This is a genomic window from Jeotgalicoccus sp. WY2, from assembly GCF_018437745.1.
GTDB classification, from domain to species: domain Bacteria; phylum Bacillota; class Bacilli; order Staphylococcales; family Salinicoccaceae; genus Jeotgalicoccus; species Jeotgalicoccus psychrophilus.
In genome coordinates this window covers 2,203,003-2,216,489 of record NZ_CP049818.1, presented here as the reverse complement: position 1 = coordinate 2,216,489, position 13,487 = coordinate 2,203,003, and the positions used below count along the sequence as shown (strand labels likewise).

General features: G+C 38.0%; 17 protein-coding genes and 4 pseudogenes. 6 read left to right on the top strand and 15 right to left on the bottom strand.

The genetic code is table 11. The features are described from left to right. Nucleotides 1-17: 17 nt before the first annotated feature. Complete coding sequence (locus G4D76_RS12825; protein ID WP_256440596.1) at nt 18-533, bottom strand: type 1 glutamine amidotransferase domain-containing protein; 516 nt, start codon at nt 531-533, stop codon at nt 18-20. Between the two features lie 163 nt (nt 534-696). On the opposite strand from G4D76_RS12825, the gene G4D76_RS12820 reads away from it, so the two are divergent. Both G4D76_RS12820 and G4D76_RS12815 read left to right on the top strand, forming a co-directional pair. Then, nucleotides 697-1,188 (top strand): helix-turn-helix domain-containing protein, encoded by a 492-nt coding sequence (locus G4D76_RS12820; RefSeq protein WP_213810091.1) that lies wholly within the window; start codon nt 697-699, stop codon nt 1,186-1,188. Further along, nucleotides 1,122-2,060 carry an IS3 family transposase gene (locus tag G4D76_RS12815; protein WP_213811055.1) on the top strand — a complete coding sequence of 313 codons (939 nt, stop codon included), beginning with the start codon at nt 1,122-1,124 and terminating at the stop codon, nt 2,058-2,060. The genes G4D76_RS12820 and G4D76_RS12815 overlap by 67 nt, the downstream gene beginning before the upstream one ends. 47 nt (nt 2,061-2,107) lie before the next feature. Here the strand turns inward: G4D76_RS12815 and G4D76_RS12810 are convergent, their stop codons facing one another. The 7 genes from G4D76_RS12810 to G4D76_RS16270 all read right to left on the bottom strand — a co-directional run bounded on the left by G4D76_RS12810 (nt 2,108) and on the right by G4D76_RS16270 (nt 5,571). Then, entirely contained in the window at nt 2,108-2,794 is a 687-nt protein-coding gene (locus tag G4D76_RS12810) for a hypothetical protein (RefSeq protein WP_213810090.1), read from the bottom strand. Between the two features lie 99 nt (nt 2,795-2,893). Next, nucleotides 2,894-3,373: an SLC13 family permease gene (locus tag G4D76_RS17230; RefSeq protein WP_371814503.1), complete on the bottom strand. Its 480-nt coding sequence runs from the start codon at nt 3,371-3,373 to the stop codon at nt 2,894-2,896. Beyond that, nucleotides 3,345-3,698: a TrkA C-terminal domain-containing protein gene (locus G4D76_RS17225; protein WP_371814502.1), complete on the bottom strand. Its 354-nt coding sequence runs from the start codon at nt 3,696-3,698 to the stop codon at nt 3,345-3,347. The genes G4D76_RS17230 and G4D76_RS17225 overlap by 29 nt, the downstream gene beginning before the upstream one ends. Before the next feature lie 233 nt (nt 3,699-3,931). Continuing rightward, nucleotides 3,932-4,297, bottom strand: coding sequence for an SLC13 family permease (locus G4D76_RS17220; RefSeq protein WP_371814701.1), 366 nt, complete (start codon nt 4,295-4,297; stop codon nt 3,932-3,934). 35 nt (nt 4,298-4,332) lie between these two features. Next, nucleotides 4,333-4,671 carry an SLC13 family permease gene (locus tag G4D76_RS17215; RefSeq protein ID WP_371814501.1) on the bottom strand — a complete coding sequence of 113 codons (339 nt, stop codon included), beginning with the start codon at nt 4,669-4,671 and terminating at the stop codon, nt 4,333-4,335. A 103-nt stretch (nt 4,672-4,774) separates the two neighbouring features. Continuing rightward, on the bottom strand, nt 4,775-5,200 hold the full coding sequence (locus tag G4D76_RS16275; RefSeq protein ID WP_256440595.1) for a WecB/TagA/CpsF family glycosyltransferase: 426 nt from the start codon (nt 5,198-5,200) through the stop codon (nt 4,775-4,777). Between the two features lie 35 nt (nt 5,201-5,235). Further along, the gene (locus G4D76_RS16270) at nt 5,236-5,571 is read right to left on the bottom strand and encodes a WecB/TagA/CpsF family glycosyltransferase (RefSeq protein WP_256440491.1); all 336 of its coding nucleotides are present in this window, start codon (nt 5,569-5,571) and stop codon (nt 5,236-5,238) included. A gap of 97 nt (nt 5,572-5,668) precedes the next feature. Between G4D76_RS16270 and G4D76_RS12795 the strand changes: the two genes are divergently transcribed. Continuing rightward, nucleotides 5,669-6,379 (top strand): glycerophosphodiester phosphodiesterase, encoded by a 711-nt coding sequence (locus G4D76_RS12795; protein ID WP_035785885.1) that lies wholly within the window; start codon nt 5,669-5,671, stop codon nt 6,377-6,379. Nucleotides 6,380-6,406: 27 nt separating this feature from the next. On the opposite strand, the gene tagH is transcribed toward G4D76_RS12795, so the two are convergent. The 3 genes and pseudogenes from tagH to G4D76_RS12780 all read right to left on the bottom strand — a co-directional run. After that, the gene (gene tagH, locus G4D76_RS17210; RefSeq protein ID WP_213810089.1) at nt 6,407-7,768 is read right to left on the bottom strand and encodes a teichoic acids export ABC transporter ATP-binding subunit TagH; all 1,362 of its coding nucleotides are present in this window, start codon (nt 7,766-7,768) and stop codon (nt 6,407-6,409) included. Nucleotides 7,769-7,780: 12 nt separating this feature from the next. After that, nucleotides 7,781-8,602, bottom strand: a complete 822-nt coding sequence (locus tag G4D76_RS12785) for an ABC transporter permease (protein WP_026860068.1) — start codon at nt 8,600-8,602, stop codon at nt 7,781-7,783. 37 nt (nt 8,603-8,639) lie between these two features. Then, nucleotides 8,640-9,744: pseudogene (locus G4D76_RS12780) on the bottom strand (CDP-glycerol glycerophosphotransferase family protein); the annotation flags it as partial. 178 nt (nt 9,745-9,922) lie between these two features. Between G4D76_RS12780 and tagD the strand changes: the two are divergent. From tagD to G4D76_RS12755, 3 genes and pseudogenes are all read left to right on the top strand, one after another. After that, nucleotides 9,923-10,318: a glycerol-3-phosphate cytidylyltransferase gene (tagD, locus tag G4D76_RS12775; RefSeq protein WP_213810088.1), complete on the top strand. Its 396-nt coding sequence runs from the start codon at nt 9,923-9,925 to the stop codon at nt 10,316-10,318. After that, a pseudogene (locus G4D76_RS15510) lies at nt 10,311-11,198 on the top strand (CDP-glycerol glycerophosphotransferase family protein). The gene tagD and the pseudogene G4D76_RS15510 overlap by 8 nt, the downstream one beginning before the upstream one ends. A 22-nt stretch (nt 11,199-11,220) precedes the next feature. Beyond that, nucleotides 11,221-11,450, top strand: a pseudogene (locus G4D76_RS12755) (CDP-glycerol glycerophosphotransferase family protein). Nucleotides 11,451-11,480: 30 nt separating this feature from the next. Here the strand turns inward: G4D76_RS12755 and G4D76_RS16265 are convergent. The 4 genes and pseudogenes from G4D76_RS16265 to G4D76_RS12730 all read right to left on the bottom strand — a co-directional run bounded on the left by G4D76_RS16265 (nt 11,481) and on the right by G4D76_RS12730 (nt 13,439). Next, nucleotides 11,481-11,765, bottom strand: a complete 285-nt coding sequence (locus G4D76_RS16265) for a CDP-glycerol glycerophosphotransferase family protein (RefSeq protein WP_213810085.1) — start codon at nt 11,763-11,765, stop codon at nt 11,481-11,483. After that, nucleotides 11,755-12,536, bottom strand: a pseudogene (locus G4D76_RS15505) (CDP-glycerol glycerophosphotransferase family protein). The gene G4D76_RS16265 and the pseudogene G4D76_RS15505 overlap by 11 nt, the downstream one beginning before the upstream one ends. 22 nt (nt 12,537-12,558) lie before the next feature. After that, nucleotides 12,559-12,831, bottom strand: a complete 273-nt coding sequence (locus G4D76_RS12735; RefSeq protein WP_213810082.1) for a hypothetical protein — start codon at nt 12,829-12,831, stop codon at nt 12,559-12,561. A gap of 311 nt (nt 12,832-13,142) precedes the next feature. Further along, a complete protein-coding gene (locus tag G4D76_RS12730) occupies nt 13,143-13,439 on the bottom strand; it encodes a hypothetical protein (protein WP_213810081.1) in 297 nt (98 codons plus the stop codon). Nucleotides 13,440-13,487: the final 48 nt, after the last annotated feature.

Genomic DNA, 13,487 nt, shown 5'->3' with positions numbered 1-13,487 from the left:
CCGCTGCAGCTTTTATTTTAACCTAATTGTCTTTTAATTTCGGCATTAAACTGGTCTAAATCATCGGGTGTGCGGCTTGTAGCAAGGTTGCCGCATACTGTGAGCGGGCTGTCTTCCCATTTTGCTCCTGCATTGATTAAATCGTTTTTAACGTTTTTAACGCTGGTGACTTTTCTATCTTTCAATAAACCTGTATCTACCAGCAGCTGAGGGCCGTGGCAAATTGCAAATACCGGCTTGTCTTCTTCAAGGAAATGCTTGGCAAATTTTGAGAAGCGGTCTTCTTTGTCTCCGCGTAAACTGTCCGGTGAAAATCCGCCCGGGATTAATAAAGCATCATAATCATTCGGTGTTACTTCTCCGATAGACTTATCCGCTTCGAATGTTCCGCCTTTTTTACCTTCTACAGCTGAACCATCCGGCGAAATGAGCACTGCTTCATGTCCAGCTTCCTCAATTGCTTCTTTAGGGCTTGTATATTCGATATCTTCGACTAAATCTGTCATAATAACAGCTACTTTTTTGCCATAAATAAATTCCTCCTGTAATTTTATTTCTAATCATTAATATTCCCGTTTAACTGTATTTTAAACATAAAAAAGCACCAGATATGACGTGCTCCCCTTAAGTTGGACCTAAATCCAACTTAAGGGGAGTTTTTGTTATGAAAATAAAAAACATAGTTTTGAGTTCAAAATGGCAGTAGTTCAATCCTACCTTAATAATGAAGGTGGATATAAGGCTTTAGCTAAGCAGTATCAGATCAACCCTTCATTAATTACAAGATGGGTGAATAACTATAATGAGTTTGGGCCAGACAGCCTGCTTAAGCACATGACGAAAACAACTTATACTAGTGAATTTAAACGATCTGTTTTAGACTATAGACAAGAAAACTTGTTGTCCTATAAAGATACAGCGCATCATTTTGGGATTCGTAATCCTTCCATGATTGCCAACTGGCATCGTCGATTACGTGATGGTGGGCACGCTGCGCTTGAGGAAAAACGTAGAGGGCGTGTAAAGAACATGAGTCATCAGTCTAAAAAAACAAGTCAACCATTGAATGAAACAGAACGCGAAGAGCTCGAGAGACTACGAGAAGAACTAAAAATGTCTGAATTGGAAAATATCATCTTAAAAAAGTTAAAAGCCTTACCGACAAAACCAACAAAGAAAAAGCGGTAGTCGCAATTGAAGTAAGGCAAGAGACGTCATATTCATTGAAAGATATTCTAAACATCTTAAAGCTGCCCAAGTCTGTTTATTACTACTGGGTGAGACATGTTGATGATCAAAGGCAAAAAGATTTACCTATATTAAAGAGCGTTCGAGAAATTATTGAACAAAGTAAGGGGCGGTATGGCTACAGAAGGATTAAAGCTGTATTGGAACAAGATGGTATCATCGTTAACCATAAGCGTCTTTTGCGTATCATGCGGACCTACGATTTACTGTGTGTGAAATTTACAAAAAAACATCGAAATAAATACAGTTCATATAGAGGGACTGTCGGATACATTGCACCAAACACAGTCAATAGGGTATTTAAAGTAGATAAGGTCAATACGCTTTGGCTGACTGATGTGACGGAGTTTTCTTTACCGTCTAAAGGAAAACGGCTATATCTTTCAACGATATTTGATAGCTGTACTTCAGAGATTATTGCTTATGAGATGAGTCGATCGCCTAACTTAGACATTGCTTTAAAACCATTGACGGATGCATTAAGCAAACACCAAGGTCTGTTGAATGATTTAGTCATCCATTCAGATCAAGGATTTCATTACCAACACAGAGCATGGGTAAATATCCTCGACACCTATAATGTGACTCAGAGCATGTCTAGAAAAGGGAATTGCTTAGATAATGCACCCATGGAAAACTTTTTTGGCTTATTGAAACAAGAAATGTTTTATGGCGAACAGTTTGACACTTATGAATTGCTTGAATCCGCTATCCGAGAGTATATTGAATTTTATAATACCAAGAGAATTAAGACAAAATTAAAAGGCATGTCTCCTGTTCAATACAGGAAACATACCTTAAAATCAGCATAATACCAAATAGTCTAACTTTTGGGTATCACGTCAATACGGCGCTTTTATTAATTATATTTAGCAGTTATCAGTTCTTCATTTCTAACTCCGAGTTCTGCATTAACTTCTTTTACTTCGTCTAAATAGCGGTTGCTATTGGCAATATGAATATCCATAAATGCCTGATGCAAAACATCATCGCTGCCGAGCATAGACTTAAATTCAATTACCGCAAGTGAGCGATTCGATATCGCAAGGAGCAGATCGTCTTTTATTTCCTGAATCCGCAACTGTTCACCTGCCGGTAAATCATCAGGCACTGAAAGATTTTCAACTTCTTTTTCCAGCTTCACATAACTCTCATTTAAGTTCGTAATTTCATCAGCTGCATACTCCACTTCCAGCCCATCAAACTGATATGCATTATAAAGCGGAATAAAGTTATTATGCCAGACATCAAATATATCGTCATGGGTTTCATTAATTTGTACGAGAAGCGTTTCAAGTGCTGCACTATTTGACTGTTCAGCATCGCTTATATTGTTTTTCAGTATATTTTCAGTATCGTGATCGCCGGTGTTGGCTGTGCTGTTCGATAAATTATTTGCAGTATCTTCTGATGTCGTTATAACCAAGTTACTTGCAGTGAAATGTGTTTTAGCAACTGCCGATAAATCTTCTGCTTTAGAAAATTTATCGTTTTGATTACATCCGATTAGAAATAATACAAATAGTGATAATAATATTTGTCTCAAGTTAGGACCTCACAAACAATGACTTTTTCATTTCGTTCATAAAGTATTGTAACATAGTTGTAACCTTGTTGAAATATAATATTTAATTCCGTATTTTCATCAGAACCAGACAGCGTAAATTATTAGAGATGCAATGATCATGGTAATCATAGAAAGCGGTGCACCGACTTTTATATAGTCACTGAATTTATAACCACCAGGTCCGTATACAATCAGATTCGTCTGGTAACCGATTGGTGTCATAAAGCTCGCTGATGCAGCAATAGTAACAGTGACTATTAGACCCATATAATTTATATCCATCACATTAGCCACTTCAAGCGAGATTGGAAACATCAGCACAGCAGCTGCACTGTTTGTAATAATTTCAGTGAAAATATTAGTGACTATATAAATAATTATAATGACACCGAGTACTCCAAGCGGCGTGGCAAGTGATGTCAGACCACCTGCTAAATATTGCGCCAATCCGGATTCTGTCATCGCCGCACCGACAGCAAATGCACTGGCAATAAGCAGTATAACGTCAAACTGAACAAATTTCTTTATTTCATTTGTGTGTAATGAATTTAAAAGCAATAAGCAGAACGACGAGAACCAGCATTGCTTCAAGCATTGAGAATAATCCAAGTGTTACCGCAAGAATCATAGAAATCAGGGCGATTAAGCTGACCCACCCTTTACGCATATCCTGATTTAAGTTTTCAGGCGGTGCTACGTCAGTGACAACATAAAAATCAGAAGAATATTTATGCTTATCAATAAATGCATTATCCGCAAGCAGTAAGAGAGTATCACCTGTTTTTAGAACGATGTCTCCCACCCTGCTTTTAATACGCTGGTTATTACGGTGAATAGCGATAACACCGGCATCGTAGCGCGTTTTAAAATTAGCCTGTTTCAATGTTTTATTAAGGAGAGCCGAATTATGTGAAACTACCGTTTCAACTAAATGACTGTCTTTATTACTTACATCATCCAGTGTGAGTTCGGAACCTGTTTTAATCGTTACACCTTTAAATTTCTGTATTTTCCCGATTGTATTTAATGAGCCGGAAAAAATAATATGATCTCCGTTCAGAACTTTAGTCTCACCCGTAACTGGATAAACTCTGCTACCATTACGTATAATTTCAATTAATATATTCCGTCCAGCACATCACGGCCAAGCTTGGTTACGCTTTGTCCTTCGTGTTCAAAATTCTTTTCAATAATTGCTTCTGCCAGAAACTCTTTAGTCTCCTGACTGATCTGCTCTTTTGCACCAAGATGTTCCGGCAGCAGCTTATATCCGATCGTCAGCAAGTATATAAGTCCAGCGGCAGTAATCGGCAGCCCGACCACTGCCAGTGTAAAGAAGGAGAATCCTTCAAGTTCTGCACTAATCAGCAGACCGTGAACGACCAGCGTCGTAGACGTACCAATCATTGTAATCGTCCCGCCAAGAATTGTAATGTAAGATAAAGGAATTAAAAATTTTGATGGACTGTAGCCGTTCTCTATCGCCCAGTCTCTAATTATCGGTGTCAGTGCAACGACTATCGGTGTGTGTTAAGAAAACCCGACGCCAGTCCGACCGGAAGCATTACCTTTATCATACTTGTTTTTACACTCCGGGTTTTCCCAAGCAGTTTATAGACAACCAGCTCAATAATTCCGTGTTTCTGAATGGCGCCCGCTACGATAAACAGGAGCAGTACTGTCAACATTCCTTCGTTCGAAAAGCCGCTTAATGCCTGACCGCTGCTTATAACGCCGGTTATTAGAAATATCACCAGTACTAAAAAGATTAAAAAATCTGCACGAATAACCTCAAATGACAAACCTATTAACATTAATACGATGATGACTGCGACAAATATCATTTCTCCGGTCATTCAATCTCCCCCGCTGCATGGTGTTCTGAATCTTAAAAATATTTTACCATAAAAAATATTTAACTATAGAAAAACAAGGCAGATTACTCTGCCCTGTTTTTCATCAGCGTATGCCGTCCCGGGTTGATCTTGATTTGGACTTGGAGAAACCAAGCCATTTCATAATTCTTTTAAGTACCGGCACATGCAGCAGCATGAATTCCAAAACTTTTAAATCCCGCTTCATTCTGTGAGGTTCTTTTATTAAACGGTACAGCCACTCGAGCTGCAGTTTAATCCATATCTCAGGTGCCCGTTTAATCTGTCCGCTCAGTACATCGAAACTGCCGCCGACCCCGATAAATATTCCTTTATCGAATTTGTCCATATAATGATGTATCCAGCCTTCCTGCCGTTTGGCACCAAGTGCAGCGAAGACAATATCCGGTTTTGTACCGGCTATATAATCTGCGATATCATCATCATATCTGTTAAAGTAGCCGTTCTTTCTGCCTGCTATAATCAGGCCGGGATAGTCCTTTTCGACAATTTCTGTTACTTTAATATTTACTTCTTCACTGGCTCCTAAGAAGAATACGCGTTTCTATTATCAGACGCATATTTAAGCAGGTCGTACATAAAATCTACACCTGTGACTCGTTCTTTAATCGGATTATTGATCAGCTTCGATGCATTAACGACCCCGATACCGTCAGCAAGAACGTAATCTGCGCTTTTCACTATTGTTTTAAAGTCGGGATCATCCCGTGTTGCAATCACAACTTCCGGGTTTGCCGTGACGATAAAACATTTTTTCTCTTGTTCGATAGCTGGATAGACTATTTTATTTAAAAACGAATATCTGGATATATTGATAAAATCAATGTCCATCAGCTTAACAGTGTTATATTTTACCGTCACAGCGATTCTTCCTTTCTTACATCTTCTTAATAATTTATTTACTTTCAGATGTTACACTATGAATATTAAAGTCTAATTAAAATTGGAGTGAATTTATATGGTTACTGTGTTTGCACACCGCGGTGCTGAATCTGTTGCACCTGAAAACACTGAAATCGCCTTTAATACAGCGCTTGATTACGGCGCCCGTGCGATTGAACTGGATGTCCAGCTGACGAAAGACAGCGTACCTGTAATCGTTCATGATTACAAACTGAAACGTTATAATAAAGACGCAAAACTTGCAGTTAATCAATATACTTATGATGAACTGCAGTCTATAGATGTCGGTAAATATTTTGACGAGAAATTCGCAGGTGCTACAATACCTTCTTTAGAAAATGTGCTTCAGTTTATGCCTGATGATATTTTAATTAATATTGAAATTAAAAATTCTCCTGAGCGTCATATCGGTATAGAAAAGCATATCGCAGACCTTGTACTCAAGCATTATAATCTCGATAATATTATAGTCTCATCATTTGATCATACGGCTCTGCTCCGCATTGCAGAATGCAATCCAAATATTAAACTCGGATTCCTAATACATTATCCAATGATTAATGCCGGAAAGTATGTAAGCATGACAGGACTCAATGCTGTCAGTGTGCATCCGCATAAAAAAATTGCCAATGCTGCATTCATTGAAGAATGCCACAAATACGGTTTAAAAGTCTATCCATATACTGTGAAGAGTCAAAAAGAAGCCGACCGGCTGACAAGTCTTGGTGCCGATGGTTTCTTCACATCGTCAGAAACTTTGTATTAAACAAATTAAGAGGTGCACAAGCACCTCTTAATCATTTTGATCATCATTTAATTCTTCTATATCAGCTGCCACATTGTTGCTGTGTACCCATGCAGATTCATTTTCGCCTTCAATAATTCCTCTGTACCAGATATTATTGCCGACTAAAATTGTTTCATTTACATTAAAAGGTAATCCTTTATGTTGTTCAAGAGATTCATGAACATACTGGCGCTTACCGCCCCACGGTTCAGTCGATGCATAGCCGCGCCCTTTTAAGTAAAATGTTTTTTTGTCATTGTCTACAAGTGTATGAACATGCGCGGATGTTTCTATTCCTCTGATCCATCCGATAACACCATCTTCCCCGCTTGGTTTAGTACTCAGCAGGTAATAATTCTCAAACTGGTATGTCGCTTCTCTTTTTACGTAATATACTTTATTCTTTAAATGCTGAGCATCCGTTTTGCCATCTTCTTCATTCGGCGCTTTGTATACATACGTCGTATAGGCTTTTAAATGCACCAGTTTGCTGACCGGCCGCACCGAGTAGGTATGAGATGCCTCAAGTTCTTCATCGTCATCCAGTACCATTAAATCGCCAAGCTTTTTATATTTATTTTCGCTTGGATCTTTCGACATTATTTTAGTTCTGTATAAATCTCTTTCATCTTTTTGCATATTTTGCCATTTTAAAAGGAAAGCTTCATACAGCGGCAGTACATCTTTGACTTCGCCGAACGCTTTAACACGTCCAAATTCGAGCCACAGAATTTTATCGCAGAACGATTTCATTTGTCCAATAGAGTGGCTGACAAAAATCATCGTTTTTCCCTGGTCTTTAAATTCGAGCATTTTTTTCAGACTTTTATCTGCAAATGCTTTATCTCCGACCGACAGCGCCTCGTCTATAATTAAAATATCCGGATCCACTTTTACACTGATAGCAAAACCGAGTCTTGATTTCATTCCGCTTGAGTACGATTTAACCGGCTGATCGATAAAGTTTTCAAGTTCTGCAAACTCAATAATTTCAGGTTCGAGCGTTTTAATTTCATCCTTTGAAAATCCGAGCATTAAACACTTCAGCTCGATATTATCGCGCCCTGTTAAATCATCATTTAAACCTGCAGCCACTGCGATAAGCGCGGGCTGACCGTTTACCTGTACTTCACCGCTGGTTTCAGGGACGATGCCTGCAATAATGTTCGACAGCGTCGACTTACCGGAACCGTTAATGCCGATAAAACCGACAACATCGCCTCTATCCGCTTCAAAATTCACACCGTTCAGCGCATAAAAGTCCTCACCATGCCCTTTAGGACTAATAAGATCAAGCATGCGGTCCTTCTGATTCTCGTAAAGTTTATATTTTTTCACGACATTTTTAGTAATAATAGCTTTTGTCATTTTTAAACCCCATTATAAGTAATCGATAAAATTACGTCTGAATTTAATATGCAGCACCGAACCGATAAACAGCATAACGAACATCAGTCCCCAGAAGTATAATGAATATTCCCACTGTGTAACAAGGAACCATTCTGTGCCGAAAAATGCAGCACGGTAACCCTCAATTAAATATACCAGCGGATTTAACTGCATAATCACCATCAGCGTTGGGAAACCCGACAGCATCGACAGCGGCCACAGCACGCCTGATAAATAAAGCAGCATGCGAAGCAGCGAGTTAAGCACTAAATGAACGTCCCGGATTAGCGTCGACAGTGTTGATGTAATAAGAGCAAACGAATATATCAGCACGTACGTTGCAAAAATAAAATACGGAATCTGAATAAAGTACACGCTGACATAGTAGCCTGCAAACTGAAACACGATAAAAGCGATAGTAAGCATAATTAAATGCGTATAAAACTTTGAAAATATCGGAATATTAGGTATTACACTTAACGGGAAATTCATTTTTGACAGCATCTTCAGTCTGGTATAAATCGATTTGGACGATTCTATACTTGCCTGATAGAAAAATGTCCAGACGACAAATCCTATAAACAGCCAGAAGAAGAACGGCACTTCCATACCACCCATTTCAATTGGTGCACGGGACCTTAATGTACCAAACACAAACCAGTATATAAGAATACTGATAACCGGAGTCAGCACTTCCCACACTATGCCTAAATAATTATTCTGATTCTTACTTTTCACATCATAAACTGACAGGCGCCGCACTAAATAAAAGTGGGCAATCTGTTCCTGTAATACTTTCCACATGGATTTCATAAGTTACTCACAACCTCAAATTTTCATCAATGGTGAATTATATAATTTTACTTCTTAAATAACAAATAACTTCATCAGCAACACGCTGTGACGCTTTACCGTCTTCAAGTGCACCGAATCTGCTGCGGAATTCTACAGTATTATATACTTCGTTAAAGTCTTCATTTTTCGTATTTTCAATTGCTGTAAGGAGCTCGTTTGTCGTAGTAACGAGCGGTCCCGGAGCTTTCTTTTCAAAATCAAAGTAAAACCCTCTGAGTTTATCTCTGTAATTATCGATATCATAAACGTAGAATATCATCGGTCTTTTTAAGTTTGCATAATCGAAAAATACTGATGAATAATCTGTAATCAGCATATCTGAAATGACATATAAATCCCTGATTTCTTCGTATTTCGAGTAATCATAAATAAAACCTTCATATTCGCTGATGTCAAGATTCTCACTGACCAGATAATGCATTCTCAAAATAATAATATATTCGTCAGACAATGCTTCGTACATTTCTTTCAAATCGAATTCCAGATTAAATTTATAGCGTCCTTTACCATGATAAGAATCATCTCGCCAGGTCGGGGCATAAAATCACCTTCTTATCCTCAGGCAGATTCAAATCTTTTTTCAGGTTTTGAATCGCTTCATCATCGCTGTTAGTAAACAGGAAGTCGTTGCGGGGATATCCGGTTTCCAGCATGTGGTTCTCAAATTTAAACGCTCTTTTAAATATTTCAGTTGAATATTCATTCGGTGAGACTAAAAAATCCCACTTTGCAGATTCACGGGTGAAGTTGCGTTTGTAGCGTTCTGTGTCAGTGCCGGGCATATGGACTTCATCCATATCAACCGCAAGTTTTTTAAGCGGCGTGCCATGCCATGTCTGCAAATACGTCGTCCCTTTTGGCTTTGGAATCCAGAGCGGTAATCTGCTGTTTGAAATCCACAGTACCGCTTTATTCATATAAATCATCCAGCTGAGAGAAAATCTCTTTATATGAGGAATGTCGTAACGTTCAAACACATCAGTGTATCGCTTATCGACACTCCACATAAATCTGTATTCCGGGTAATGAATCGACATATATTCGTATAGTGCCCGCGGATTATCACTATACTGTTTTCCGAGGAAACTCTCAAAAATAATCAGCGAATTTTATTAAAAGACTTTCCGCATATCCAGAATGCTATTTTATATAATTTTAATGCTAAATTTTTAATTTTTTTCATATCCACCACACCTGCAAAGTTTTCATAATTATCTTATGCTATAATTCATAATACTACAAAACACTATAATAATGCTTTAACGGAGGCAAATTATCATGAAAAAAGTAATTACTTACGGAACATTCGACCTGCTTCATACAGGACACATAAATATACTGCGACGTGCGAAGGACCTCGGGGACTATTTAATCGTTGCAGTATCTACAGACGAGTTCAATATACAAAAACATAAGGAAGCGTATCACTCCTTTGCAGAGCGTAAACAAATACTTGAAGCGATAAAATATGTCGATGAAGTCATCGGTGAAGATAACTGGGATCAAAAGGTCAAAGATGTTAAAAAATATAATATTGATACTTTCGTGATGGGCAATGACTGGGAAGGTGAATTCGATTTTCTTAAAGAATATTGTGAAGTCGTTTATCTGCCGAGAACGAGCGGGGTTTCAACAACAAAAATTAAAGTCGAGCTAAAGCAGAAAAATGATTAAAGAAGCAGCCATTGCTTTTTACCTTGCTGTGCTCAGCACTATCTTTAATATATTTAGTCTGATGCCGCTGAAAGACAAAACGATAATGCTGTCATCGTTCGGTGACAATATAGAATATGTCATTGATGAAGTAAAGAAACAGACCTCATCAGAAATTTACATATTAAAAGAACCCCGCTCACAAAAAACGTTTAACAATATCAAGGCAGATAATATCGTTGATTTTACTCCGCGCAAAGTTTTCTCTTTAATCAGGGGAATGTATCATCTCGCGACAGGTAAGTATATTTTTATCGATAACTATCACGTGGTACTCGCTGCCTGTAATTTCCGTGCGTCAGTAAAATGTACTCAATTATGGCATGCCAATGGTGCGGTGAAATATTTTGGATACAGAGATAAAACAATAAAAGACCGACGGATCAGCACATATGACCGCTTTAAAAAAGTCTACAGCAGATTCCATTACTTTGCTGTCGGTTCGGATGAAATGGCTTATATATTTGGTGAAGCCTTTGAAGCAGATGACAGCCGCATGATCAAAACCGGTGTCCCGAGAACTGATTCTTTTACAGTAGAGAGGCTGTTAACAACGCAGCAAAAAAGTACATGCTGCGCTGCCAGAACTTACAGGTAAGAACTGCTCTATGCACCCACATTCAGAGATCATCAATTTGAACTGGCAGATGTAAATCTGAGTATTGATTTGATGAAAAAAAGTCTTGGCAGCGAGTATCATCTGCTGTTAAAACTTCATCCTGCCGTTAAACTGTCCGGCTTAATAATGATGAGTTTGTCACTGACGTCTCAACACGTTTTGAAATTAACTCGCTGCTGGTCTCTTCAGACATATTACAGACTACTCATCGATACCGTTTGAATTTTCAATTCTGAATAAGCCTATGATATTCTTCCCCTACGATTTAAAGGAGTATGAAAAGAACGCGGTATCTGGTTTAACTATGAATCATATATGCCCGGTCCAATTGCGTACAGTACAGAAGATATTATTAAAGAGATACAGGAAAACAATTTCGATATCCAGAAAGTTACAGATTTTAATGACCAGTGGAATAAATACAGCAGCGGCCAGTCGAGCAGAGATTTAGTTAAGCATATATACGGAACGTAAAAAGAAACCATCCTAAGCCGGATGGTTTCTTTACTTATTAATTTTACTGTTAATTTTATCTTTAACACTGTCATATATCCGTGCTGAATTAGCATGATCCTGATATTTAAATATGCCTGAAATATCAGGCTGATCCGATTTAAAGTTCAGCTTAATCTGAGTTTCAATTAAATCGATTAAATCATCTTCGGTCCGCGCAATATCACCGATAAAAGTCTGGAATAACGGACGGAGTTTTCCCTGTCTGAAAAATTTTCTGACATCAAAGTGATAGTAAATAACGGGCTTATTCATCAGTGTAAAGTCAAAGCTCACACTCGAGTAATCCGTTTAACAATGAATGCTCAATCAGGAGTTCCTGTACTGTCCGAGTGCCGAGCTGAATAAATTTAATATTATTGCTCGGGTTTAAAATTTCATCGTTAAAATACATCTGCGCTCTGTAATGCGGGTAAAAGTTCAGCTGTACGTCATTATCTTCCAAAATTTTAATCAGGCGTTCATTGTGAATCAGCCCATTGTAGTTATGGAAATATTTACTCGTCAGAAATGCCTCATCTGTATTAATCCAGTCACGCCAGGTCGGCATAAGCAGTATATCTTTGTTTTGTTCCCCCGAGGCAATGAATCAAACCGGGCAAGCCCTGTAATTGCAACATCTTCATCATCGTATCCAAGCTTCTTCATGACGACATCGTACTTCTCAGGTTCGCTGCTGACTATAAATAAATCGAACGGCAGATCGTAATATTTTTTATGGTATTCCACTCTTTTACGGCCGAGCACACCATGCTGAAGGAATATTCTTACAGTATCTTCGTAGTTGAAAAAATCGCGTGCCGGCTTATAAGGCAAAAGATTTTCAAGATCATGTGTGCCGAGCAGAACACCTGCTTTAAAGGCAATTTCAAAATGTTCTATCGAACCAAATGCCAATACGTGCGGATCTGATTTTATCTTGTCATAATCGAGAGCATTGCTTTCAATGGCATAATACGCGTTTATATCTGTGTGCTGCCGCAAATATTTGTATAATGCATAACCGTTATCCTGTGCTGTATCGTAACGCTCACCGACAAGCCACATGTTATAATCTTTCTTATTTGTCTCACCGGGTATTACTACCTTTTGGAATAGAGAATGTTTCTATTTTAAGATTATCAAATGGCGTTGTTGTAATTAAGTGATAATGGGCGTTTCCTTCATCATCCTTTTCAGAATAGCTGCCGTAATAATTATCTTTTTTATAATCGGAGAATTTATATTTAATCTTTTCTTTCCGCACGATTTCTCCGTCGGTGTGAATCATTGCAACAAATACATCCAGTATGGTTTTATCCTTGCTCTTAATCGATACTAAATTCAAGTCGTTCAAGTCCATACTGAATTCTTCATCAATCTGAAACGGATTGAATCTTTACTGTAACGATCTTCAAAAATCATATAGGTGTCACAATCTGTAAAGTTTTCTTCACCCCTTATGAAACCTTTAAAACTAAAACCTTCAATTTCGGTTATCTTTCTTCGCATGCGGGGGCGGGTCATTTTAAAGCCAAGCGCCGTATTTTCTCTTATAAAACCAGACTTTTATATTTTCATGTTCGTAATTAATAACGAGACGTTTACCGAAGCCAAGTACATTCAGATGATTTACATTCGGCTGCAGTGTAAGCGGCTCCTCTGATGCGGTAATCAGCTTAAATTTTTTCTTTGAAAATTCATTAACGAGTATACTGACTGGAATGACTGATTCAAATTCACCAGGCGATACATTTTTGTCTTAAATCGTTCTTCCTTACCGGAAATAGTATCCACAGTAACAAATGTATCAATGTCAAAACTTTCATTATAAGACATTTTTAAAAATACGCTGTCTTCTGATATCTCAGCATCAGCGGCAGTCATTTCAAGTTGATTTTCGATATATGCATAGAGTTCAGGACCTTCATTTAAAAACTTCAGATTATGTTCTTTAGTCGTTAAATCCACTTCATCTATACTGAGTTTGACCGGATCATTTCGTATCCTTTAATAACA